The 20171-nt window shown below is 53.4% G+C and carries 12 protein-coding genes; 7 read left to right on the forward strand and 5 right to left on the reverse strand.

The genetic code is table 11. The features are described 5' to 3' along the window. Positions 1–692 precede the first annotated feature (692 nt). Together feoA and feoB are read left to right on the forward strand one after the other, a co-directional pair. Positions 693–920, forward strand: a complete 228-nt coding sequence (gene feoA / locus WFK59_RS21015) for a ferrous iron transporter A (protein WP_233988901.1) — start codon at positions 693–695, stop codon at positions 918–920. Then, complete coding sequence (feoB, locus tag WFK59_RS21020; RefSeq protein WP_336757194.1) at positions 917–3250, forward strand: Fe(2+) transporter permease subunit FeoB; 2334 nt, start codon at positions 917–919, stop codon at positions 3248–3250. Before feoA ends, feoB begins: the two co-directional genes overlap by 4 nt. Positions 3251–3315: 65 nt before the next feature. Here the strand turns inward: feoB and WFK59_RS21025 are convergent, their stop codons facing one another. Next, positions 3316–3864, reverse strand: coding sequence for a TetR/AcrR family transcriptional regulator (locus WFK59_RS21025; protein WP_336757196.1), 549 nt, complete (start codon positions 3862–3864; stop codon positions 3316–3318). Positions 3865–4013: 149 nt separating this feature from the next. Between WFK59_RS21025 and WFK59_RS21030 the strand changes: the two genes are divergently transcribed. Both WFK59_RS21030 and WFK59_RS21035 read left to right on the forward strand, forming a co-directional pair. Then, positions 4014–4859 (forward strand): oxidoreductase, encoded by an 846-nt coding sequence (locus WFK59_RS21030; RefSeq protein ID WP_336757198.1) that lies wholly within the window; start codon positions 4014–4016, stop codon positions 4857–4859. Further along, entirely contained in the window at positions 4849–5880 is a 1032-nt protein-coding gene (locus tag WFK59_RS21035) for an NADP-dependent oxidoreductase (RefSeq protein ID WP_336757200.1), read from the forward strand. Before WFK59_RS21030 ends, WFK59_RS21035 begins: the two co-directional genes overlap by 11 nt. A 278-nt stretch (positions 5881–6158) precedes the next feature. Here the strand turns inward: WFK59_RS21035 and WFK59_RS21040 are convergent, their stop codons facing one another. Then, the gene (locus WFK59_RS21040; RefSeq protein ID WP_233988906.1) at positions 6159–7181 is read right to left on the reverse strand and encodes a tyrosine-type recombinase/integrase; all 1023 of its coding nucleotides are present in this window, start codon (positions 7179–7181) and stop codon (positions 6159–6161) included. A gap of 778 nt (positions 7182–7959) precedes the next feature. Between WFK59_RS21040 and WFK59_RS21045 the strand changes: the two genes are divergently transcribed. Continuing rightward, positions 7960–8430 carry an SgcJ/EcaC family oxidoreductase gene (locus tag WFK59_RS21045; protein ID WP_336757202.1) on the forward strand — a complete coding sequence of 157 codons (471 nt, stop codon included), beginning with the start codon at positions 7960–7962 and terminating at the stop codon, positions 8428–8430. Between the two features lie 186 nt (positions 8431–8616). Here WFK59_RS21045 and WFK59_RS21050 read toward each other — a convergent pair whose 3' ends face one another. Continuing rightward, positions 8617–11640: an autotransporter outer membrane beta-barrel domain-containing protein gene (locus tag WFK59_RS21050; RefSeq protein WP_336757204.1), complete on the reverse strand. Its 3024-nt coding sequence runs from the start codon at positions 11638–11640 to the stop codon at positions 8617–8619. 778 nt (positions 11641–12418) lie between these two features. On the opposite strand from WFK59_RS21050, the gene WFK59_RS21055 reads away from it, so the two are divergent. Continuing rightward, entirely contained in the window at positions 12419–12628 is a 210-nt protein-coding gene (locus WFK59_RS21055; protein WP_031377939.1) for a DUF1471 domain-containing protein, read from the forward strand. Positions 12629–12988: 360 nt separating this feature from the next. Here the strand turns inward: WFK59_RS21055 and WFK59_RS21060 are convergent, their stop codons facing one another. Both WFK59_RS21060 and WFK59_RS21065 read right to left on the reverse strand, forming a co-directional pair. Next, positions 12989–18559 (reverse strand): ATP-binding sensor histidine kinase, encoded by a 5571-nt coding sequence (locus WFK59_RS21060; protein WP_336757205.1) that lies wholly within the window; start codon positions 18557–18559, stop codon positions 12989–12991. Further along, positions 18556–18942 (reverse strand): response regulator, encoded by a 387-nt coding sequence (locus WFK59_RS21065; protein WP_233988910.1) that lies wholly within the window; start codon positions 18940–18942, stop codon positions 18556–18558. Before WFK59_RS21065 ends, WFK59_RS21060 begins: the two co-directional genes overlap by 4 nt. Before the next feature lie 532 nt (positions 18943–19474). Here WFK59_RS21065 and WFK59_RS21070 point away from each other — a divergent pair. Continuing rightward, positions 19475–19684 (forward strand): YdgH/BhsA/McbA-like domain containing protein, encoded by a 210-nt coding sequence (locus WFK59_RS21070; protein WP_233988911.1) that lies wholly within the window; start codon positions 19475–19477, stop codon positions 19682–19684. The last annotated feature ends 487 nt before the right edge of the window (positions 19685–20171 follow it).

Raw genomic sequence — 20171 nt, forward strand, 5'->3', positions numbered from 1 at the left:
AAAGGTTTTCCGAGACACAGGCCAGGCAGGGGCATTGTCTGGCTAAATTGCTGTCAGGGGTCCCTCAGAATGCTACTCTGGTCGGCTGTCCGCCGGGCAAGATTAGCTCATCAATTCACCAATTAGTTACATCATCCTTTTTATGTTCTGTTGATGACGGTGCCCGGCATTTACCGTTAAGCCCCTCCTGACTCTGTCCGCTGCGCGCTGTAATTAAGAAGCTGGCCCAGACTACCGTTATCGTGCCAGCTTCAAACACGCGCCCGCAATGACCTCCTGAACAGGCGCGCCGCCGGGCCGAAGGCCCGATGTGTATTATCGCTTTATTGAATGATGTAACTAAGTCGCTAACGGTTAACTGCCTGATCGGCAGCCAACCGCAAGCCCCCGGAAATCTCTGATTTCATGTCGCCTGCGCCATAAAATCAGCTCACCGGGGCGATGGACTTAGTGGATAGCCAGCTGTCGCGGTAAGGCCGTCAGGTCTGTCAGGAAAGAGGCGTGAATCCGCCTTTCCGCGCATCACCGTTTGCTGGCAGTCGCGAGCGGGTGAGGTGTGGCCAGAATCTGTAAATCGTTGAGCTCAGGTTGACGTTTCCTGACATTATTCAGGGTCGCCCGATGTCAGATCAAAATCGGGAATGCTTATCATTTATATAATCACTGCCACTTACCCCCAATCAGATGGTCATATGGCGATGAACATGCATAGCACCTACCGTATCCTCGGCTATCAGCCCGCAGTGAACCCCGCCTGGCGTCAGAAATTGCTCACCATGGGCATGCTCCCGGGTGCCATCATTGAGATTATCCGCGTTGCGCCGATGGGCGATCCGGTACAGATCCGTACCCGGCGCGTCAGTCTGGCTGTGCGGCAGCGTGACCTCGACGCCATCATCCTGGAGGAGATAGCCTCATGAAAAATATCACTATCGGGCTGATCGGGAATCCGAATACCGGCAAGACCACCTTATTCAACCAGCTGACCGGCGCACGCCAGCGGGTCGGTAACTGGGCGGGCGTGACCGTCGAGCGCAAAGAAGGGCAATTTTTTACCGCTCAGTCAGATGTCCGGCTGGTCGATCTGCCTGGCACCCGTTCCCTCACCACGCTGTCGGCGGAAAGCTCCATCGATGAGAGTATCGCCTGCCAGTATCTCTATCACGACCACGCCGATTTAGTGATTAACGTGGTCGATGCGTCGAATCTGGAAAGCAATCTGTTCCTGACGTTCCAGCTTCTGGAGCTGGGCGTGCCCTGCATTGTCGCCCTGAATATGCAGGATATCGCCGCCAGTCAGAATATCAGTATTGATATCGAGGCACTGTCTGTCCGGCTGGGCTGTCCGGTGGTCTCGCTGACGTCAACCCGGGGTGAAGGGCTGGCCCAGCTTAAAGCGCTGATCGACAATCCGCACCGCTATTCTTCGCCTGAACGGGTGCGCTATCCGGCGAACATTGAAACGGCTATTCATCAATTGTGCGAACTGATGCCCGCATCGATACATCCTCAGAAACGTTACTGGCTGGCGCTGCAGTTACTGGAAGGGGATATCAACAGCCAGCAGCTCTGTCCGACGCTGGTGCCGCATCTGGCCGAAATCATTCAACAGGCCGGTGGTGATACCGGCGTGACGATTGCCGATTATCGTTATCGCGCAATTCATGCCCTGTGTGGTGCTGTCAGTAACATTCATCATGCCGCGCCCGGCAGTCTGACCAGCCAGATCGATAAGGTTGTGCTGAACCGCTGGCTGGGTATCCCGATCTTTCTGGCGGTGATGTACGTGATGTTCGTGCTGTCGATTAATATCGGGGCGGCATTACAGCCGCTGTTTGATAGCAGTTCGGTCGCCCTGTTTATTCATGGCGCGCAGTGGCTGGGCTATGTCTGCCATTTCCCCGCCTGGCTCACCGTCTTTCTGGCGCAGGGCGTTGGGGCAGGTATCAATACCGTGCTGCCGATCATTCCACAGATTGGCCTGATGTTTCTGTTCCTCTCTTTTCTGGAAGATTCCGGTTATATGGCTCGCGCCGCCTTTGTGATGGATCGTCTGATGCAGTCACTGGGACTGCCGGGTAAATCCTTTGTCCCGCTGATTGTCGGATTCGGCTGCAATGTTCCTTCGGTGATGGGCGCCAGAACCCTGGACACGCCGCGTGAGCGACTGCTCACGGTTTTAATCTCACCCTTTATGTCCTGTGGCGCACGGCTGGCCATCTTCGCCGTTTTTGCCGCCACGTTCTTCAGCACGCACGGTTCCAGCCTGGTTTTTTCACTCTATCTGCTCGGTATTCTGGTGGCGATCGTCACCGGATTAATACTGAAACATACCTTGCTGGGCGGTGAAGCCTCGCCCTTTATTATGGAGTTGCCGGTTTATCATCGACCTCATCTGAAGAGCCTGCTGATCCAGACCTGGCAGCGGCTGAAAATGTTTGTGGTGCGTGCCGGACGGGTCATTATCCTTGTCAGTATGCTGATTGGTTTGCTGACCAGCTTCTCGTTCAATGGTCAGCCGGTCGAGGATATCAACCATTCTGCGCTGGCCACCACCAGCAAAGCGATCACCCCGGTTTTACAACCTATTGGCGTCACTCAGGATAACTGGCAGGCAACGGTGGGATTGGTTAGCGGCATCATGGCGAAAGAGGTGGTGGTCGGTACACTGAACAGTCTTTATACCAGTGAGGCGATTCAGAACGGTGACTTTAATCCTCAGCAGTTTAATCTGCTGAGCGAGCTGAAGGATTCGGTCACCGAGACCTGGACTGGCCTGACTGCCGCGTTAAGCCTGGATGCACTGGCCCATCCTATCGATGCCAGCAAAGGCGATGGCGAAATGGCGGCAAGTCAGATGAGCGTGATGTCAGCCAAATTTGGCAGCGGCATTGCGGCCTACAGCTACCTGATCTTTGTGCTGCTGTATGTCCCGTGCGTGTCGGTGATGGGCGCTATCGCGCGCGAAGCCGGTCGCAACTGGATGCTGTTCTCCTTCTTCTGGGGGCTTAACATCGCCTTCACCACCGCAACGTTGTTTTATCAGAGCGTGACCTTTGCCGAACATCCCGCCTTCAGCACCACCTGTCTGATTAGCGTTATCGCACTGAACGCGTTGATTTTACTGGCGATGCGCAAATCGGGTTCCCGGATGAAACAAAATCCGCTCACGCTGCCTGTCGTCACCAGCGGTTCGGGTTGCAGTGGTAGCTGCAGCGGTTGTGCTAAACAGGATAGCTTCGCGCAGTAATGCGGTTTGATTCCGCCGCCGGTGGCGATGAACAGGCGCCGGCGGCGGAGCTGATCCGGGGCTCCTCACGGCCGATCGAGAATGCCCTTACGGCATACCTCAAGGATTTCATCCGCCAGCGGATCGTTATCCGGACAGGCGCGTGACAGCACCATGGCGCCCACCATCCGGGCGATAGTATTGATTAACTCCGCCCGGTCTGCTGCTGTTGAATCGCTTTCCGGGGTTAACGCCGCCAGCTGTTTTTCAAGCCCGGCCGCGAAGGCGTGTTTGACCTCGTCCGGCTGGCGAGCCGTATCCGCGCCCAGTGCCGCCATCATGCAGCCGGTTGCCATTGCATCACGATGACGGCGTGACAGGTAATCCGTGATAATCCCGGCCTTATCCGCCCCTTCAATTTGCGCAGCTGCGGATGAAAATCCACAGCTCACCGCCTCCGCCATCAGATCGGCTTTTGACTGAAAGTGTTTATAGAAACCACCGTGGGTGAATCCTGCTGCTGACATCAGTTCTGCCACACCAATGCCGTCATATCCCCTGGCCCGGAACAGTTCCGACGCGGTTTTGACGATATGCGCCCGATTCTCCTGCACCTGCTGTTTCGACACTTTCATTGCTGGCCACCTCCCGTTCATGTTGGCGCCATCATACATTTATGATGATCGTAATCAAAGCGATTGACATTATAGATTATGATCATCATCATTAATCCTCTGCCAGCCTGCTGACATTGACCACTGAAGACAACATTAAGGGTGCCACTATGACTGTTAAACCTATCGCGCTGGTTACCGGCGCATCGTCCGGTATTGGCAGGGTCACCGCGAACAAACTCATCGCTGCAGGCTATCGGGTTTATGGCACCAGCCGGCGCGGCAGTCAGGCGGGAGATCCGGGTTTCCCCTTACTGACGCTGGATGTGACAGAGGATGATTCAGTGACTGCTGTAGTCAGAGAACTATTGCAGCGCGAAGGGCGCATCGACCTGCTGGTAAATAACGCCGGATATGGCATCGCGCCGGCAGCTGCAGAAGAGTCTTCAATCGACCAGGCAAAGCATATCTTCGATACCAACTTCCTCGGTATGGTGCGAATGGTGGTTGCCGTGCTGCCTCAGATGCGCCGCCAGGGTAAGGGTCGCATCATCAATATCGGTTCTGTCATCGGGATCGTGCCGCTGCCCTATGTTGCGCTTTATGCTGCCAGTAAGCATGCCGTTGAAGGTTACTCCGAATCGCTGGACCATGAACTGCGTACCTACGGAATAAGGGTATCCGTTATCGAGCCCGCCTATACCCGAACCGATTTTGAAAACAACAGTCAGCTACCGGATCTTCCCCGGGAAGAATTTGCGCCGATACGCAGCAGATTGACCGATATTGTCAGTCAGGCGATGGCGAAAGCAGATGAACCTGAAATCGTGGCTGAGGTGATTGTCCAGGCGGCGCAAAGTACCCGACCCAGGCTGCGCTATACCGCGGGCAAACTGGCCACCAGACTGGCCTTATTGCGCCGTTTCGCCCCTGCAAGCGTGCTTGATAAAGCAGTACGGAATAGTCTTCAGCTGGACACCATCAAACCTAAAGGGCACAAAGCCGATGGACAATAGCAACAACCGCGCGTTTACACTTCAACGCTATGGCAAGTCTCCGCAGTCTGGTTTTCAGCCCGTTACCTTACCTGAGCCGAATGCACACCAATTGCTGGTTGAGGTCTATGCGGCCGGCCTTAATCCCATCGATAACCTGATCCCCACCGGCATCTTTAAGCCGGTTCTGCCATTAACCTTGCCAGCCGTTATCGGCAGCGATCTTGCGGGTATTGTGGTTGCGACAGGCAGTGAAGTAACACGCTTTAAGCCTGGCGATGAGGTGTTTGCCAGCACTTTTGATAGCGACTACGGCTCTCTGGCTGAATTTACCCTGGTGAATGAGAGTGCGGCCGCACTAAAGCCGGTTAACCTCGATTTTATTCAGGCTGCATCGCTGCCGATGGTGAGCCTGACCGCCTGGCAGGCGTTGTTCGAACGTGCCGGCCTGCAACCGGGCCAGAAAGTTTTTATCCCTGCCGGTGCGGGCGGTATCGGTTCGTTTGCTATTCAGCTGGCTAACCAGTCGGGTGTTACGGTTGCCACCACGACCAGCAGCGCTAATGTTGAGTGGGTGACACGGCTCGGCGCGGATGTGGTCGTGGACTACACAAAAGAGCGGTTTGAGTCGATTTTGCAGGATTATGATGCGGTGCTGGCTACGCTAAAAGGAGACGAAATCGAAAAGTATCCGGATATTCTCAGGGCTGGCGGGAAGATTGTGTCTCTGGTGGGTCCCTTAGATGTCAGCTTTGCTCGTGCCCGACGATTGAACGTAATGATTACGGCGATTGCAGGATGGCTTAGCCGCAGGATTAAACGGCTGGCGAAAAAACGCGGCGTCGATTACTCGTTTCTTTTTGTCCGGCCTGATGGCCAGCAACTCAGCCAGATAAGTCACTATATTGAGACGGGTCGCATCAGGCCCGTTATCGATAGCGTGTTCCCGTTCGAAAAGGCGGCGGCGGCGCTGGAGCATTTGCAGCAGGGACATGCGAAAGGAAAGGTAGTGGTCGCTGTAAAGAAGGAATCGCGTACTTAACCGCAAACGGGCCAGCCTGCAGCGCTTTAGTCATCCTCTGTGACAGGGTCTTTATGACACTGTTACGGCACGCAATCTGGTCTGGGTGACTCTCTGCGCACGTCACCGATCACCGCTGACATCCGCGTAATATGAATGGATTTTCAGCCGTAGCGGAAAGCGCCCGTTATCCCTTATTTGTTAATCATATAGGCTCCGCCAGTACCGGCTTACACACAGGCTGTCCACTTTTTCTGTGGATAACTATCAGCGATAGCAGCACCAGAAACGTTAAGGCGTCAGTCTGACGGCTGTTCCATGAGATCCACCATGGCACCTTTATGGGCATCGAGGTGGCGGATATAGCGCATCAGGGTCTCCGGTTTTTTCCAGGTTCCTTCCTGCATGATCTGGGCGATAGAGTACCCCTTTGCGGCCATATCCTGCGCTGCGCCGACACGCGCACTGTGTCCACTCCAGCCGGTGTAGCGGTTTTTATTAGGCTTTACCGGATCGCGCTGGCCCGCAACGGTCCAGGCTCGTGAGAAAATCTGCTCCAGTGCACGCGTACTCAGCGGACTCTCCGCAGCGATTACCTGACCAGAGCGGTGCACGGCGCTAAACAGGAAAGCATCTGGCTGACTGGCCAGTCCTGATGCCTGAATCCATGCGTTAAGCCGCTGCGTTGAGTGGGAGCTCAGCGCTTTCACCAGACCGCCTGTCTGCACCACGGTTTTTGTCCAGCCAACATCAAGAATGATGCGGCCATCCGCGGCGCAGGCCACATCCCGAATCCGCAGGCGCGCCAGCTCACTGATACGCAACAAAGTGGCATAAGCCACATGCAAAAACGCCAAATCACGTAGCTGCTGTAAACGGACTGAACAACGCCAGTGATGATCCAGTTTCAGCAGATCGTCGAGCCTGAACGGTACGGCCTGACCGGCTCGTTCTCCCTTCATCACCGCAACACGATTTATTTTCTTCACCGCGCGAAAAACCACCGGCGAATGATTGGGCGCAGGCAATCCTGCGTTACGGTGTAACATCGAGATCAGGGCAGCGTGTGAATTAACGGTGGATGAGGCCCGGCCGCTCTCTGCCAGGAATGACAGATAATCGCGCAGGTCATCTGAAGCCATCGGCAAAAAACTACGCTGATGTTTTTCCGCCCACTGGCTACAGATACGCATCACGCTAAGCAGTTGCCGCCAGGTATTCGGCGAAAAGGCCTCTTTGTCCTGAACAAACTGTTGTAGCTGCGCCGTGATGTCGGCATGACCCGACGTACTGACGTTTGCCAGCTGAGTTAACTTTGTCATCTCTGCTCATCTTTTGTTCTGCGTTGCGATTGATCGCGCTACGTGAATTCTGGTGTGCCATACCCCTGAACTGAAGTCAGAATTGACGTAGCGTTGCCATTTTTGAACTGCGTTTTGTGCTTGCCTGGCCTAATCGTATGACCAGGCTACTTCTCTGGCTTCGTATAAGTACAATTATACGAAGCCAGAAGATCAAAGGACAGCGTTCTTTGATCGTTAGTGGTTATCGCTGAGGGAAAGAGCGGGCGATGCCCACTGCTAAATGGCCCGCACTCAATACCGCTGATATTGCCAGTCGGACGCGTGCCGGATAATGCTTTATCTAAGATTAATAACCTTATCTGGCAAACAGACAGGCTTAACTTAAAAAAACAATTAAGACTCCGATGAATAATGATGTTTTTTTGTCAGCCTCCCATCTGTAAAATCCAATCGGGAATGAAAATTTAATTCATAAAATTTATAATTTTTAATTATCCATCGTTCGTAATAAGATTAACTTCAATGTTTAAACTGAGCTGCCTGTTATCAATTGATAATGAGCCCGGACAGGTGTCGATAGTCGGTAGCGTGACCCACAACAGGTTATGTCATGTTGCTGGCGTAATCATCACCTCTCAAATCAGCATTTAAATCTAAATTCTGAATAAACCAGGAATAAAAATCTAAATATTGGAATATCACAGATTTAAGTGTTGCATAAGCATGCCGACAGGTATCCTTTATTCATTATATCAGCATCCATTGACGTTTATTCTTAATCGAGGTTTTACTGAAAATGAAAAAAAGTTTATTGTCACTCTGTCTTTTAGGTCTGTTTTGTCTGCCGAAAGTCACCTTAGCCGCTGAACCGGTAAACTGTATTAAAGCCTCAGAACAGGATGTAGCGAGTCTGTTTACTAAATGGAATGATTCGCTGGCAACCGGTGATTCGAAGAAAGTTTCAGATTTATATGTCAGCGATGCTGTACTGCTGCCAACGCTCTCTAATCAGGTCAGACTGACCGATCAGGAACGCATTAGTTACTTCAATGACTTCCTGAAAAAAGGACCACAGGGTAAAATTGATTCGCGCACCATCAGAATTGGTTGTAATAAAGCGATTGATACCGGTGTTTATACCTTCACCTTTAAAGACAATAGCAATGTAACGGCGCGCTATACCTTTACCTATGTCTGGGACGGTAAGGACTGGAAAATCTCAACGCATCACTCTTCAGCGATGCCGGAAACGGTTACTCATCCCTGAGATACGCCCTCGCTCCGTTAATAATCAGCGAGTTTCAGGCTGAAACTCGCTGATTTATCTGTTACCTCTCTTATCCTCGTATAGCCCGAAAATCCGCGAATAACTACCCAATCGCCACCCGTTTCAATTCACGTTGAATAGTGAAAGAAAAAAGGGGCGAACGCCCCCGAAAAAGAAATATATCCGTCAGAAGGACCAGGACATTCCCAGGTTTGCAGTCCAGGGTGATTCTATCCGGTCTCCCTGGGTATAGCCTGCATCAGTATGAACGCTAAGCCGGTCGGTTAATTTCGCATTAACCCCCAACTGGTACACACCGCGGGTGCCGCTGACATCATTGGTAAAACGATCGTCATTCACCCGGACTTCATTATCATCAATAAACTCCTGAGCAACAGCCAGCTTGAGATAAGGCTGAATCTGCGCACCCTGAATTAAAAACTCATGCCCCAGATTAACACCAGCTTCACCGATGACTGAATGCTGAGCACCGGAATGCGCTTTCATCCCATTGGAGAGGGCATAATCCTGGGAGGTACTGGTGAAACCCATCACCGAGGCATAAGGCGCGATATAAAAGGGACCGAGATGAAAATATTTACCTGCCTGCAGGTTTGTTCCTATCCCTGTCGTGGTGTAAGAACCTTCCGCTACCGTACCGCTTGTCATTCGGGCATTAATGTCATGTCTGAAACGGTTTATTTTCAACACGCCATCAAAATAGAGGCCTGAATCATCAAGGTAACTGGCATATGCGCCTGCTGAATAAGAATCAACCTTACCATTCCCGCCCCGATCAAAATCAACCTTAGAATGGCTGTAGGTAAAAAACAGACCCTGCGAGAAAATGCCTTCAGCTAACTGCTCAGCCTTATCCGCGCCTATTGTTACGCCGTTTACATCCATGTCGTAACCAGCGCCAGCAGAGCTACTCAGGTTATAACGGCTGGTGGTAAAATGTCCCCATACGTTCGTGTCGTGACTCAATACACGCGCCTGATCCAGGCGACTGCGGACAGCACTCAGTTCTGACTGGAAGATCAGCGGATCAACGGTCGCCATTGACAGCACCGCAGCAGTGCTCGGAGTAATTGTCGGCGCGATGGAAGGCGAGACCGGCGATACGGCTGGATTTTCCGAAACCGGTTCCGTTGTCGGTGCGGGCTCATCTGGAGTGGTGGCCGGAATAGGATCGGCCACAGGCTCATCGACCGACGCCGCGGGAGCCGGTTCTGTGGCAGGCTGATCTGCTCCCGCTGCGGGAGTCGGTTCTGCGGCAGGCTCATCTGCTCCCGCTGCAGGTGCAGGTGCAGGTGCAGGTGCAGGCTCTGCTGCCGGCGTCTCCGTTGCAGGTTGAGGATCGGATTCCGCATCCGGAACAGGATCTGTGGCAGGCTCAACGGTCGGGTCAGGTTGCGTCTGCGCCTGTGGAGAGAGCGCCCAGCTGCCGTTACCCTCTGCGATTAAGTAATACTGGTAAGTCCCGACATCAACAACATGACCATTATTAGCCAGAGTAAAGTCCGCATCTCCTCCGCCGGTCTGAATGACCTGCAAAGCGGACGCTGACGCAGGGCTGGTACCGGTATCAGCAATATAGAGGTCGAAATTACCGTCAGCTTCACCGGTGACCGTCAGAAAATTGCCCTTTACGCTGGATAAATCACTGTTCATGTAAAAGGCGCCCGATCCATTCAGGCTATTGAGAGTCAGTGATGAGTATTGTGCTTGTGAGGCTTCGCCTGCAGCAGGATCAAAATAAATGCTGCCGCCGTTCATCGTCACAGCACCTAAGGCAAATGCGTAAGCGCTGGTGCCTGTTGTCCCGTCCGAAAGATGCAGATTCCCGGTACCCGACAACGTGAGATCGGCATCCCGCGTATCAGCACCGCCCACTAACGTTAACTGACCACCGTCATTGACGGCAATGTTACCCTGAAGCGTGGAGGTCGTGTCTGTTCTTGCTGCGTTCGGATTAACGGAGAGGGTGCCATTAATCGTGGCATTCGTTAAAGTGCCAGAGTTGATAATAGCGCTGGCGCCGTTTTGGATTAGCAGGTCAGTTGCTGTAGCGGCCTCAGTGCCGCCGAGAGTATACTGGCCTCCCTGGATCACGGTATTGCTGTCAATACCGCCGGCATTGCTCATCTGGCCGTTATTCAAAACAGTGTTAACAGCATTTCCTTTATTAATCAGTAAATTACCACTATTAAAGGTACTGTCACTGATGGTGGATGTATCATCATTAAGCGTGACTGTCGCGCCACTCACCGTCCAGTTATTAGCCTGGCCATTATCATTAATGGCCGATGTCACGCCGTCTTCTAATATGGCATTGTTGGATAGGGCTTGCTGTCCATCCTCCGTGCTACCGGTCAGTGTGAAAGAGGCTCCGGCCTTAACAAGGGTGTTATTATCAATACCCCCGTTGTTTTGCATTTCGCCATAAACAGTCGTGTTATTGGCCGTTCCATACTGTAATCCCGATTTATCGGTTTCCGTTTTGTTATGAAGGAAATACAGAATCTGTAATGTTCCGCCTTTATTAACGATTGAGTTATTGCTCGTTCCGTGATTATCAACCGTCTGCAGGCCGCCTTCATTGATCACCGTATTATTAGATATCGCGGTATCAATCCAGTCGTTATCCAGATTTGAGCCTGTCTGCAGTATGCCACCTGAATTGACAATCGTGTCCGTGTCGATACCAAAACGGTTTTCCAGAAATGCGCTGCCGCTCAGAACAGTACGATTCATGCTGCCGCCCGTCGCCGAATCCACTGTGCCGTTAAGCCCTGAGTTTATCGATAATATTCCTGCTGTTGCCGTTACGTCGTTCGTGGCGCCGTTGACCAGCAGTGCGCCGCCAGACATGGTAACAACATTAGATTCACCGCCATAAATAATATACTGCGTGCCACCAAGGAGAGTTGTATTATTAGCGACACCGAAAATATACTGGCTACCAGAATTAATGGTAGTATTATTCGCAATGCCGTTAACAACTTGCTGAGCGTTATCACTCCCTGCAATAACTTCATTATTTACCGTCGTCCCGGCATTAACTAACGGCGTATAGGCTGCTGTGGCCTGATTAGTTAACGCAACAATAATCGCTACAGCTAACAATAGCGGCTGGGTGTTAATCTCCATTAATTCACCTGTATTAAATGTCCATTCATAATAAACTCCCTTTGAAGCCAAAACCACAGCACCACCCGGTTTTCATACGGATAGCGGTGTGATCGCAATCATAAAACATTGCGTAATTATTGTCTGGTAAATTTATTAAAAACAAACAACCCGATTACTTCTGTTTAGCACGCTAAAATTTACCAAAGGCGTTTATAAAAGATAAAAATGAAGTTTATTGCTAACCCGGATTCCCATATTGGAAGACAAGATATTTTTGTGTTAACTATGTTAACTATGTTAACTATGTTAACTAATATAATACTCAAGGAACCATTAATCCTGAATTGGCAACAACAATTAAAACTGCTGTTTCTATAAATGAGTATCAGGCGAATCAATTTTTTGAATGGCATTCAGGGCGGCAGTTATTAAAGGAATGCTGAACTAACGAAGAGGTCTTCCTGAAGCGGCTTTCGTTCAGGTAAAAAGGGCAGTTATGTGACAGGTAGTGTGCGGGAATCTCGATTATTTAACATAATCTATGCTTTGCGCACTTTGTACCATGCTGATTTGATTTACTTTTTCAGCGGCACCGGCTGCAACGAAAACCACAGCCACTCTCGTAGCCTGATAAAGCGCCTGATTACCCCCATCCTCCGCTCTTTACACCATAATCACGCGCATCAAAAAAGCCTGCCGATCGTAAGGCTCTTTATGGCACACAGCCATCATTCATATTTTTTGATAAAGCAAAGCAATAAACACGGATTTTCATTGCCAGACCTTCACTCTACTATGCATTCCATCGAGGAAAAACGCCTCACACTCTAAATCTCAACTTCAGGAACTGACCATGAAAAACTTCAAAAAATTCGTTGTAGTCGCTGTGCTGGCCTTCATCTCTTCAGCAAGTTTCGCGCAGACCGTCACCGCGACCGCCTCCACACTGGATGGCGCAGAAGCACAGATTGCGGCCAGGGCTAAAATGGCCGGTGCGGATTACAGTATTACCGAGGCGTACAGCGGCAATCAGGTTCATATGACCGCACGACTGATTAAATGATCATGGTCGCAAAGGGATTTGCCAGAAAGGGCTGCCGTCAGGTGGCCTTTGCTGGATGACGGATTAACAGAATAAGCGAGGGCTTTACGCTTTCTCGCCTGCACAACACACAGATCCGCTGTGCGGATAAATCATTCTGCCGACCGACCGCTGGCGATTAAATGAGATAATTACCGTGAATATGCTGAAAACCTGCGTGGTGCTGATCGTTGTTGGCCTGTTTTTGTTGATTATGAAGAGATGCGACAGGCCTGCGAGATAAGGGCGGCTATATACCGGCTGACGCAGGCAGACGGACGCGGCCAGTCAGCCTCTCCGCTCGCCCTGCCTTGTGCTGCTCTCAAAACAGCGGAACGGCACTCAGCCAGTCGTCTCTTTTCCTTCTAATGGCAGCGTAAACCAGAACCGGCTCCCGCCTTCCTGACGATTCTCTGCACGTAACTCACCGCCGTGACGCTTAATAATCTCATTACTGATGGTCAGCCCCATGCCCATCCCTTCCGCTTTGGTGGTGTAAAACGAATCGAATATTTTTCCGATCACCGCATCGGACAGGCCCGCGCCGTTATCAGCAACTTCAATGCGAATCACCTGACTGGAAGGATGGGAAGAGGCGATGCGCAGATGGCGTACGCCGCTGTTATCTGCCATCGCTTCGATGGCGTTAATCACCAGGTTAAGCAATACCTGCTGTATCTGAACGCTCTCACAGAAAACGTTATCGTTTTCTGCCGCCAGATCCAGCTCCAGCGAGACAAAACGACGTTCCAGCTCCAGACGCGACAGCACAATAATATCCCGGGTAATCAGGTGCATTTTTGCCGGCGCAAACTCAGCAACCTGATTACGCGTCAGCGCCTGCAGTCCGCGAATAATATCGCCCGCCCGCCGGCCTTCCCGGATGATTTCATCCAGACTGCTGCTGGCATTTTCCAGATTTGCCGGGTCACGTCTGAGCCAGCGCTGGCTGGCGCCGGCATTCGCCACGATGGACATCAGCGGCTGATTAATTTCATGGGCGATGGACGAAGTAAGCTGGCCAACGGTGGTTGCCCGCGCGACGCGGGCTAATTCTGCCTGAGCAATACGCACCGCATCCTCCGACTGACGCTGTGCCGTGATATCCGTCAGCGTGCCAAAATATTCTGCCACTTCTGGCCAGTTTTCATTGGGCTCGCCGATGCCTTTGATGTACCGGCATTCTCCGTCATCCCGAATGATGCGAAACTCAGCCTGCATAACCGTTCCTTCCCGCACGCTGGTTTCAATCAGCGCCCTGAGGCAGAGAATATCATCCGGATGAACGCGACTCTGAAATTCAACCATCGAGGTAGTCGCCTGCGACTCTGGCAGCCCCATGATGCGTTTATATTCATCGGAGATGTACTGAATATCGGGCTCAAGATGCCAGTGCCAGGTGCCGGTATGACTGATCTTCTCACCCAGCATCAGCGAGGTCTGGCTGGCACGCAGCTGTTTTTCAATTTTGCGGCGCTGAATATTCTCATCCACCAGCTCGGCGTACAGGCGAGCCGTCTCAAGGGATACCGCCGCCTGTGCACCCAGCATTGATACGATCCGGGAGTGATCGGCGGTAAACACATCCGGCATCAGGCGGTTTTCCAGATAAAGCACGCCTACCATCTGCGCCTGTCTGAACATCGGGACACACATCACCGCTGCGCCCGAGGCAACCAGATAGTTATCCTGACTGAAGGGGCTGAACACCTCGGGCTTACCGGTCCGGATCTCCTGTCCGGTGCGGATCACCGCCGACAGCACCGACAGAGGTAGATCGGTGGCGACCGGTAATTCCCGGACAATCCTCACTTTTACGCCGTCCACGGTGGTCGAGGCTCTTGCCTGAATTTCCGGTACGTTGCCATCGATCAGGCGAATCAGCATACAGTGCTGGGCACCGGCACGTTCCACCAGCATCATCATCAGGATGTGAATCAGCCGGTCCAGATTAATCTCTTCGGTGAGCGCGCGCATCACCGTCACCATGCTCTGCAGATCGCTGATGACCGGACTCTGCTCAAACGAGACGGTGCTCAGTGCGGTCTGCGTCGCATGGCTGGCAAGCGCCGGATGCTGCATCTCCAGCTGGCGAACCTTGGCCCCGGCACCCCAGCGGTCCCAGGCGGCGATAGCCCCTTTGATATAAGCATCGCCGGCAAACGTCATGTTACTGGCATATGCCATGCGCGCAGCCAGTTCACAGGTCAGCCCATTAATGTGATGAAACTGCCCTTCGCGCGACAAATTAATCGCTTTTTCAAACTGCTCAAACGCCTGCGCCGTTTTTCCTTCCAGACGAAGCCACTCCGCCCGCAGCAGGGCTTCTTTATCTGCGAACGTTTTGCTGTTTTCATTTGACCAGGTCACAAGCCTGTTGAGGTGCTGCTCCAGCTGCAGGCGTAACTTATCCGTCATCGCCCCGGTTTTAAGCGGTACGGTCAGCGAAAGCGCACTATACAGATGATAATCGAGCATATGCACATGCCCCGGAATACGTTCAGTGAACGGTTCGGCCTGTTTAAACCAGGCGTCTGCCGCCGCATATTCATTGGCGAAGAAGTGGGCCATCGCTTTATAGAGCCGCGACCAGAACTGCATCAGGTAGATGGGTTCAACAGCCTGTTCGGGCCTGACCACTTCCAGCACCGGCGTCAGAAAGTCATCACCGGTGAAGAGAGGGCTGCGTGGCTTGCGCAGGAAAAGCACATAGTCCAGCTGCATGCCGAGAATCACTTCCACATCACGGTACTGCGCCTTTCTGACAAACTGCATGCCACGCGCAATCGAGGTGTGGACCCCATCAAGATGATCGCCACGGGCAAGGGTATTCATGATGATGTGTCGCAGCGCCAGACAAGCCGACGTCCGATCGCCCGTTTCAACCCCGACGTCGAACGTTGCCTTTGCCCGTTCAATTGCATAGGTCAGCGGCATCGTCCAGATGCTGACCTGATCAAGCGGCAGCAGCGTCCGGGCTTTAAAGCTGACAAAGTCATGCTTATAGACCAGTTCCCGCGCCAGCAGCGTGCTGGCAAAGCCGCGGCTGTACTCATCATATTGATCGCCGCACACCACGCCATACCAGGAGAGCGCAAGCGTGGAGGCACCACTGAGTCCGCGCGCCATCGTCAGGTGAAGCAGCTGGCACAGGATCATAAAGTGCAGCCGCGGGTTGATGAAGGCGGCAAAGGTGCTGGCGCTGGCCAGCAGATTCATTACCGCTTCTGTATTTTTACAGTCTACCCGCGACAGCGAGCGAAAGCGGGTGTACGGATTTTTACCCACATCCTCCTTCAGCTTCGTCCGCGCCTCATCACACTCCGCCTGATCCGGATGGCGGTTGAGATGGATGCCAAACACCGCCAGCCAGGCCAGCGCCGTCTCCAGCGCCAGCTTACTGTCTGACTGACGCATATGGATTTCAGCAATCAGACAGGCGGCCCCGGCTTTATCCGCCGCTTCACCCGGTGAAGATTGTACGCGGGTACTCAATGCCAGCGCGGCGGGCAGATCACCGTTCAGAAATTCGCACTCGGCTTCTTCAAGCAGAAATTCACTGCTTTCCGCATACCCTGCGCCGTGGTGAAGCGATCGGGCGGTCTGCAAATAACGCAGCGCGGAAAGGTAATCGCCGCTATTTTTTGCGCGTCTGCTGGCGCTGAGTAATAGCTGACAGAACGGCCGGGTCTCTTGCCTGAGCAGCGTAAGATTTTTAACCGCCAGGATGTGATGAGCGGCCCGGAAAAGCACCGCATGGGTAATATCGTGCTCCGATTGCTGGCGGTAATAGCGTGCTGCAGCGTAATGGAAGGCATCCTTATCTTCATAGCGCAGCAGATTAAGCGCCGCCTCATGCATACTGTCGTGCATAAAGGCATAGCCTATCTCATTACGGGTGATCAGTCTGGCCGCCACGGCGGGCAACAGTGTCTGCTCTATCTCTGCAGCAGAGACCCCGATAATCCGGCTCATGACCTCAAGCTCACCGGTGCTGCCCAGCGAGGCGAGCTGACCCAGCATCCTGCGGGTGGCAAGCGGCAGCGAGGCGAGATGCTGCAACACGCTGGCCGCCACGTTCGCCGTATAGTGACAGTGTTTTATCGCCTCTGAATCGTAGGTCCATCTGAACGGCGCATGATGTGTAATGAATCCCTGCCGGACCGCCTGGCGGAAGAAGTCATGGGTCGCGAGCGGATTACCGCCGGTTTTTTCATGAATGACGCGCGCAAGCTCCGCCGTCGCCGAACTGCGGGTATGAAATCGCCCCGCCAGCCAGCTGGCAATACTCTTCTCCGAGAGCGGTTCTGGCGTCATCTCCATGATGCGTGTGGTCGCAGCCCGCAGCTGGTTCAGATTGCCCGCAATGAGCGGACAGGGTAACGAGGTGATATCCCGGTGCGCGATAACCAGCAGCAGCGGGATATCTTCATTCAGACCCAGCAGATGCTGCAGCAGCAGGAGTGAAGCAGGATCGGCCCAGTGGCCGTCATCGATCAGCATTACCAGCGGCTGCCCCTGTGCCGCAAAGGCTTTAACCAGACTGCAGGCCACCAGATTAAACCGGTCTTTGGCATCAAGGGTATTCGAGTGCGGCAAAACAGCGGCTTTCTGATTAAGCAGGATACCCAGTTCAGGCACCAGGTTTACCGCCAGGCCGGTATAGGCTCCCAGCGATCGCGAAATATGCGCTTTCCAGCGGGACATCTCCTCGGCGGGCAGGCCCAGAACATGCAGCGTCAGCGTTCTGAATGCCTCGGTAAAAACGGCATAGGGTAAGATCGGCGAATGCTGATCGACTTTCACCACGCTGAGCATCGTTTTCTTGTTACGCAGCAGTTTAAGCGATGAAGCGATCAGCGAGGACTTCCCCGAACCGGCGGCGCCGCTGAGGGTGACCAGACAATGTTTCCCGCTCTGACTCACCGCCTCAAACGCTGACAGGATATCGATTGCCTGCGGATGATCGGTAGCGAGGGCTTCGGAGGAGAAGTTCGCGGAGGAAGAATCCTGCAGTCCCAGCGTAAAAGACTCGATTGATCCGTCCGGCATCAGGGTGGCAGCACAGCGGCGCAGATCGGCCAGTACCCCATCAGCGGTCTGATAACGATACTCTGGCGATTTGGCCAGCAGTTTCAGAATCAGCGCGGAGAGCATCGCCGGAACGTCTGAACGAATGGTATGAGGCGGCAAGGCTTCCGAGGCAATGTGATGATGCACCCATTCAGCATGGCCGCCTTCAGGGCTGCCATAGGGCAACCTGCCGGTCAGCAACTCATAAAGCACAATACCCAGACTGTAGAGATCACTGATACTACTGACCGGGTGGACAGAGCGGGATGTATGCTCTGGCGACATATAAGCCAGGGTTCCTGCGGCTACCGGCAGCTGAGCCGGTTCAGGCAGATCGCTCTGCACCGACGAGAGCCCGAAGCCTCCCAGCAAGACAGCACCCTCATCGCTAAAGAAGAAGTTGGCCGGCTTGATATCGCCATGTACCAGCCCCTGCTGATGTGCCTGGCTCAGGCTGCTGCAAAGCCGCGCGGCGCAATGAAGACATTCAGCCAGGGTGCCCGCCGGCTGACAGAGAACATCGGCCAGCGTGCGATAACCGAATCCGCGATAAATCAACGCATAGCGACCCTGATAAAGGGTGTGTCCCAGCGGTTTTAGCGCCCAGCTTTCCGCCAGTCTGTCACGCAGTTCATATTCATTTTTTAGCCGTTGCGTGACCTGAAAGAGGGACTCTTCACTGGCGGCGGTCGCCAGTACAAAAGTTTCACCGGTGGCGGCGTGGCGGCACCGGACCCACTCAATATTGCCCTCCTGCGCCAGCGGGCTGAAGACACTCTCGCCTGATAAGGTTAATTCATCGTTTTCTGCTGCGTTCAGTGCCTGTGGATTTGTACTCATTGGCGGGCAGCCCTTGAGGAGAATTCCTGTCGGATATGTTCAAACAACGTATCAATTTCGATAGGTTTTGGCAAAAAGGCAATCGCCCCCAGATTAATGGCATAGCGCAGCATATTCTCATCACCGTTGCCTGAAATGATAATCCCCGGTGGATTTTCAATGCGTTGAGTCAGGTTGATAAACAACTCGAACCCATTCATTCCCTTCAGCTGCACATCAATGATAAAAAGCGCGGCATTCGCCATCGCGGCGTCATCACTCAGCAGAGATTCGGCAGACTCGAAGGCCTCGGTCAGATAGCCCTCAGACCGGAGCAGATTGGTCAAACCACTACGTACAGAACGTTCATCATCAATGACGACAATGCGCTGCGACAGCTGCATGCTGTTTTCCTTACATAAAGCTCAGGCCTGTTTCAGGCATTTCCATAACAGGATGATTCACCTGATAGCGGGGTGGTGTCGCCGGTTTTTGAGTGCCCGACCAGCCGTTGCCGTCAGGGACCCCGTCAACGTTGTGAGGCTGGCGAATCTCCCGCTGCGTAACGGGTCGTGCCCATTGTAGGAACCTTTTTTCCTTCAGACTATTATCCTTAGGTATAACCACGACCACGCAGATTTCACCGGCTGCCAACGGTTCTTCCTCTGTAAACGGGCTTTCTGTCCGCCAGCCTTGTTCCCCGGCTGACGCCCTTATCGTCCGCCTTCCGGCGGCTTTGCCGATCGCCCACTTGTCTGCTGCGATAACCGCTGGCTGAAGGCCCGCCTGGTGTATCACGGTGAAACAGGACAACATCAGTTTTTTTGATTTACTTCAGCATATTTCTGGCATTTTCATCGGCTCACGTCCGGCGTAATCTGCATCACATCGAGGCAGACTGCCTTAACAATTCAACTTAACGCTGGGAAACTCACCATGAAAAACATCAAAAAAATCGCTGCAGTTATCGTTCTTTCTCTGGTTTCAACCGTCAGTTTTGCCCAGACGGTAACGGCTACCGCTGCCACGCTGGACGCCGCCGAAGCGAAAATTGCAGCCAGCGCTAAACAGGCGGGAGCCGGTTACCGCATCACTGAAGCCTACAGCGGGAATCAGGTCCATATGACGGCGCGTCTGACCCGATAACGCCTGGTTCTTTCGTGAAAAGGGCGGCCAGCAGGCAGTAATGCTCGTCAGTTGAGGTTAAATGTGCAAAGGCTGTCACGGTCAGACGTGGCAGCTTTTTTGTCTGGGCGAGCGTGCCGGAGTGCGGGCCTGAGCACCGCTGCTGCTGCCGGGCCGTCCTCGCGCCGCTGCGCGGTTCCTTCGGCTTTGACGTCGTGCCGACAAACCGTTCGGGGATCGGCCTTCCCTGGCCGGCCCCGAACTCTCCACGCTTCCCGGCGTGGAGTTCTGGCCCGGCGTCACGCCTCAGCGCTGCGGATAGCCCTTTCAGCAGCAGCGGCGCTCAGGCCTCCACTATCGTGCCCTTTTTAACAGCACGCACTGAAGCCTCAGAGCTGGCTGGGGCCGATCAGGGGCAGGCAATCCGCAGCGCTGAACAGAATGAGTCTGCCAGGAGAGCCCGCAGGACGCGGGCGAAAGGCGGGGCGGCACAGGATGTGCCATCCCC

The sequence above is a fragment of the Pantoea sp. USHLN298 genome (genome assembly GCF_037149395.1).
Classification (GTDB): Bacteria; Pseudomonadota; Gammaproteobacteria; order Enterobacterales; family Enterobacteriaceae; genus Pantoea; species Pantoea astica.

Bases quoted from the DNA above. Each gene is read 5' to 3' on its own strand.
- WFK59_RS21040 (WP_233988906.1), bottom strand. From the start codon at position 7,181: ATGACAAAGTTAACTCAGCTGGCAAACGTCAGTACGTCGGGTCATGCC.
- WFK59_RS21070 (WP_233988911.1), top strand. From the start codon at position 19,475: ATGAAAAACATCAAAAAAATCGCTGCAGTTATCGTTCTTTCTCTGGTT.
- feoA (WP_233988901.1), top strand. From the start codon at position 693: ATGGCGATGAACATGCATAGCACCTACCGTATCCTCGGCTATCAGCCC.
- feoB (WP_336757194.1), top strand. From the start codon at position 917: ATGAAAAATATCACTATCGGGCTGATCGGGAATCCGAATACCGGCAAG.
- WFK59_RS21045 (WP_336757202.1), top strand. From the start codon at position 7,960: ATGAAAAAAAGTTTATTGTCACTCTGTCTTTTAGGTCTGTTTTGTCTG.
- WFK59_RS21055 (WP_031377939.1), top strand. From the start codon at position 12,419: ATGAAAAACTTCAAAAAATTCGTTGTAGTCGCTGTGCTGGCCTTCATC.
- WFK59_RS21030 (WP_336757198.1), top strand. From the start codon at position 4,014: ATGACTGTTAAACCTATCGCGCTGGTTACCGGCGCATCGTCCGGTATT.
- WFK59_RS21060 (WP_336757205.1), bottom strand. From the start codon at position 18,559: ATGAGTACAAATCCACAGGCACTGAACGCAGCAGAAAACGATGAATTA.
- WFK59_RS21035 (WP_336757200.1), top strand. From the start codon at position 4,849: ATGGACAATAGCAACAACCGCGCGTTTACACTTCAACGCTATGGCAAG.
- WFK59_RS21025 (WP_336757196.1), bottom strand. From the start codon at position 3,864: ATGAAAGTGTCGAAACAGCAGGTGCAGGAGAATCGGGCGCATATCGTC.
- WFK59_RS21065 (WP_233988910.1), bottom strand. From the start codon at position 18,942: ATGCAGCTGTCGCAGCGCATTGTCGTCATTGATGATGAACGTTCTGTA.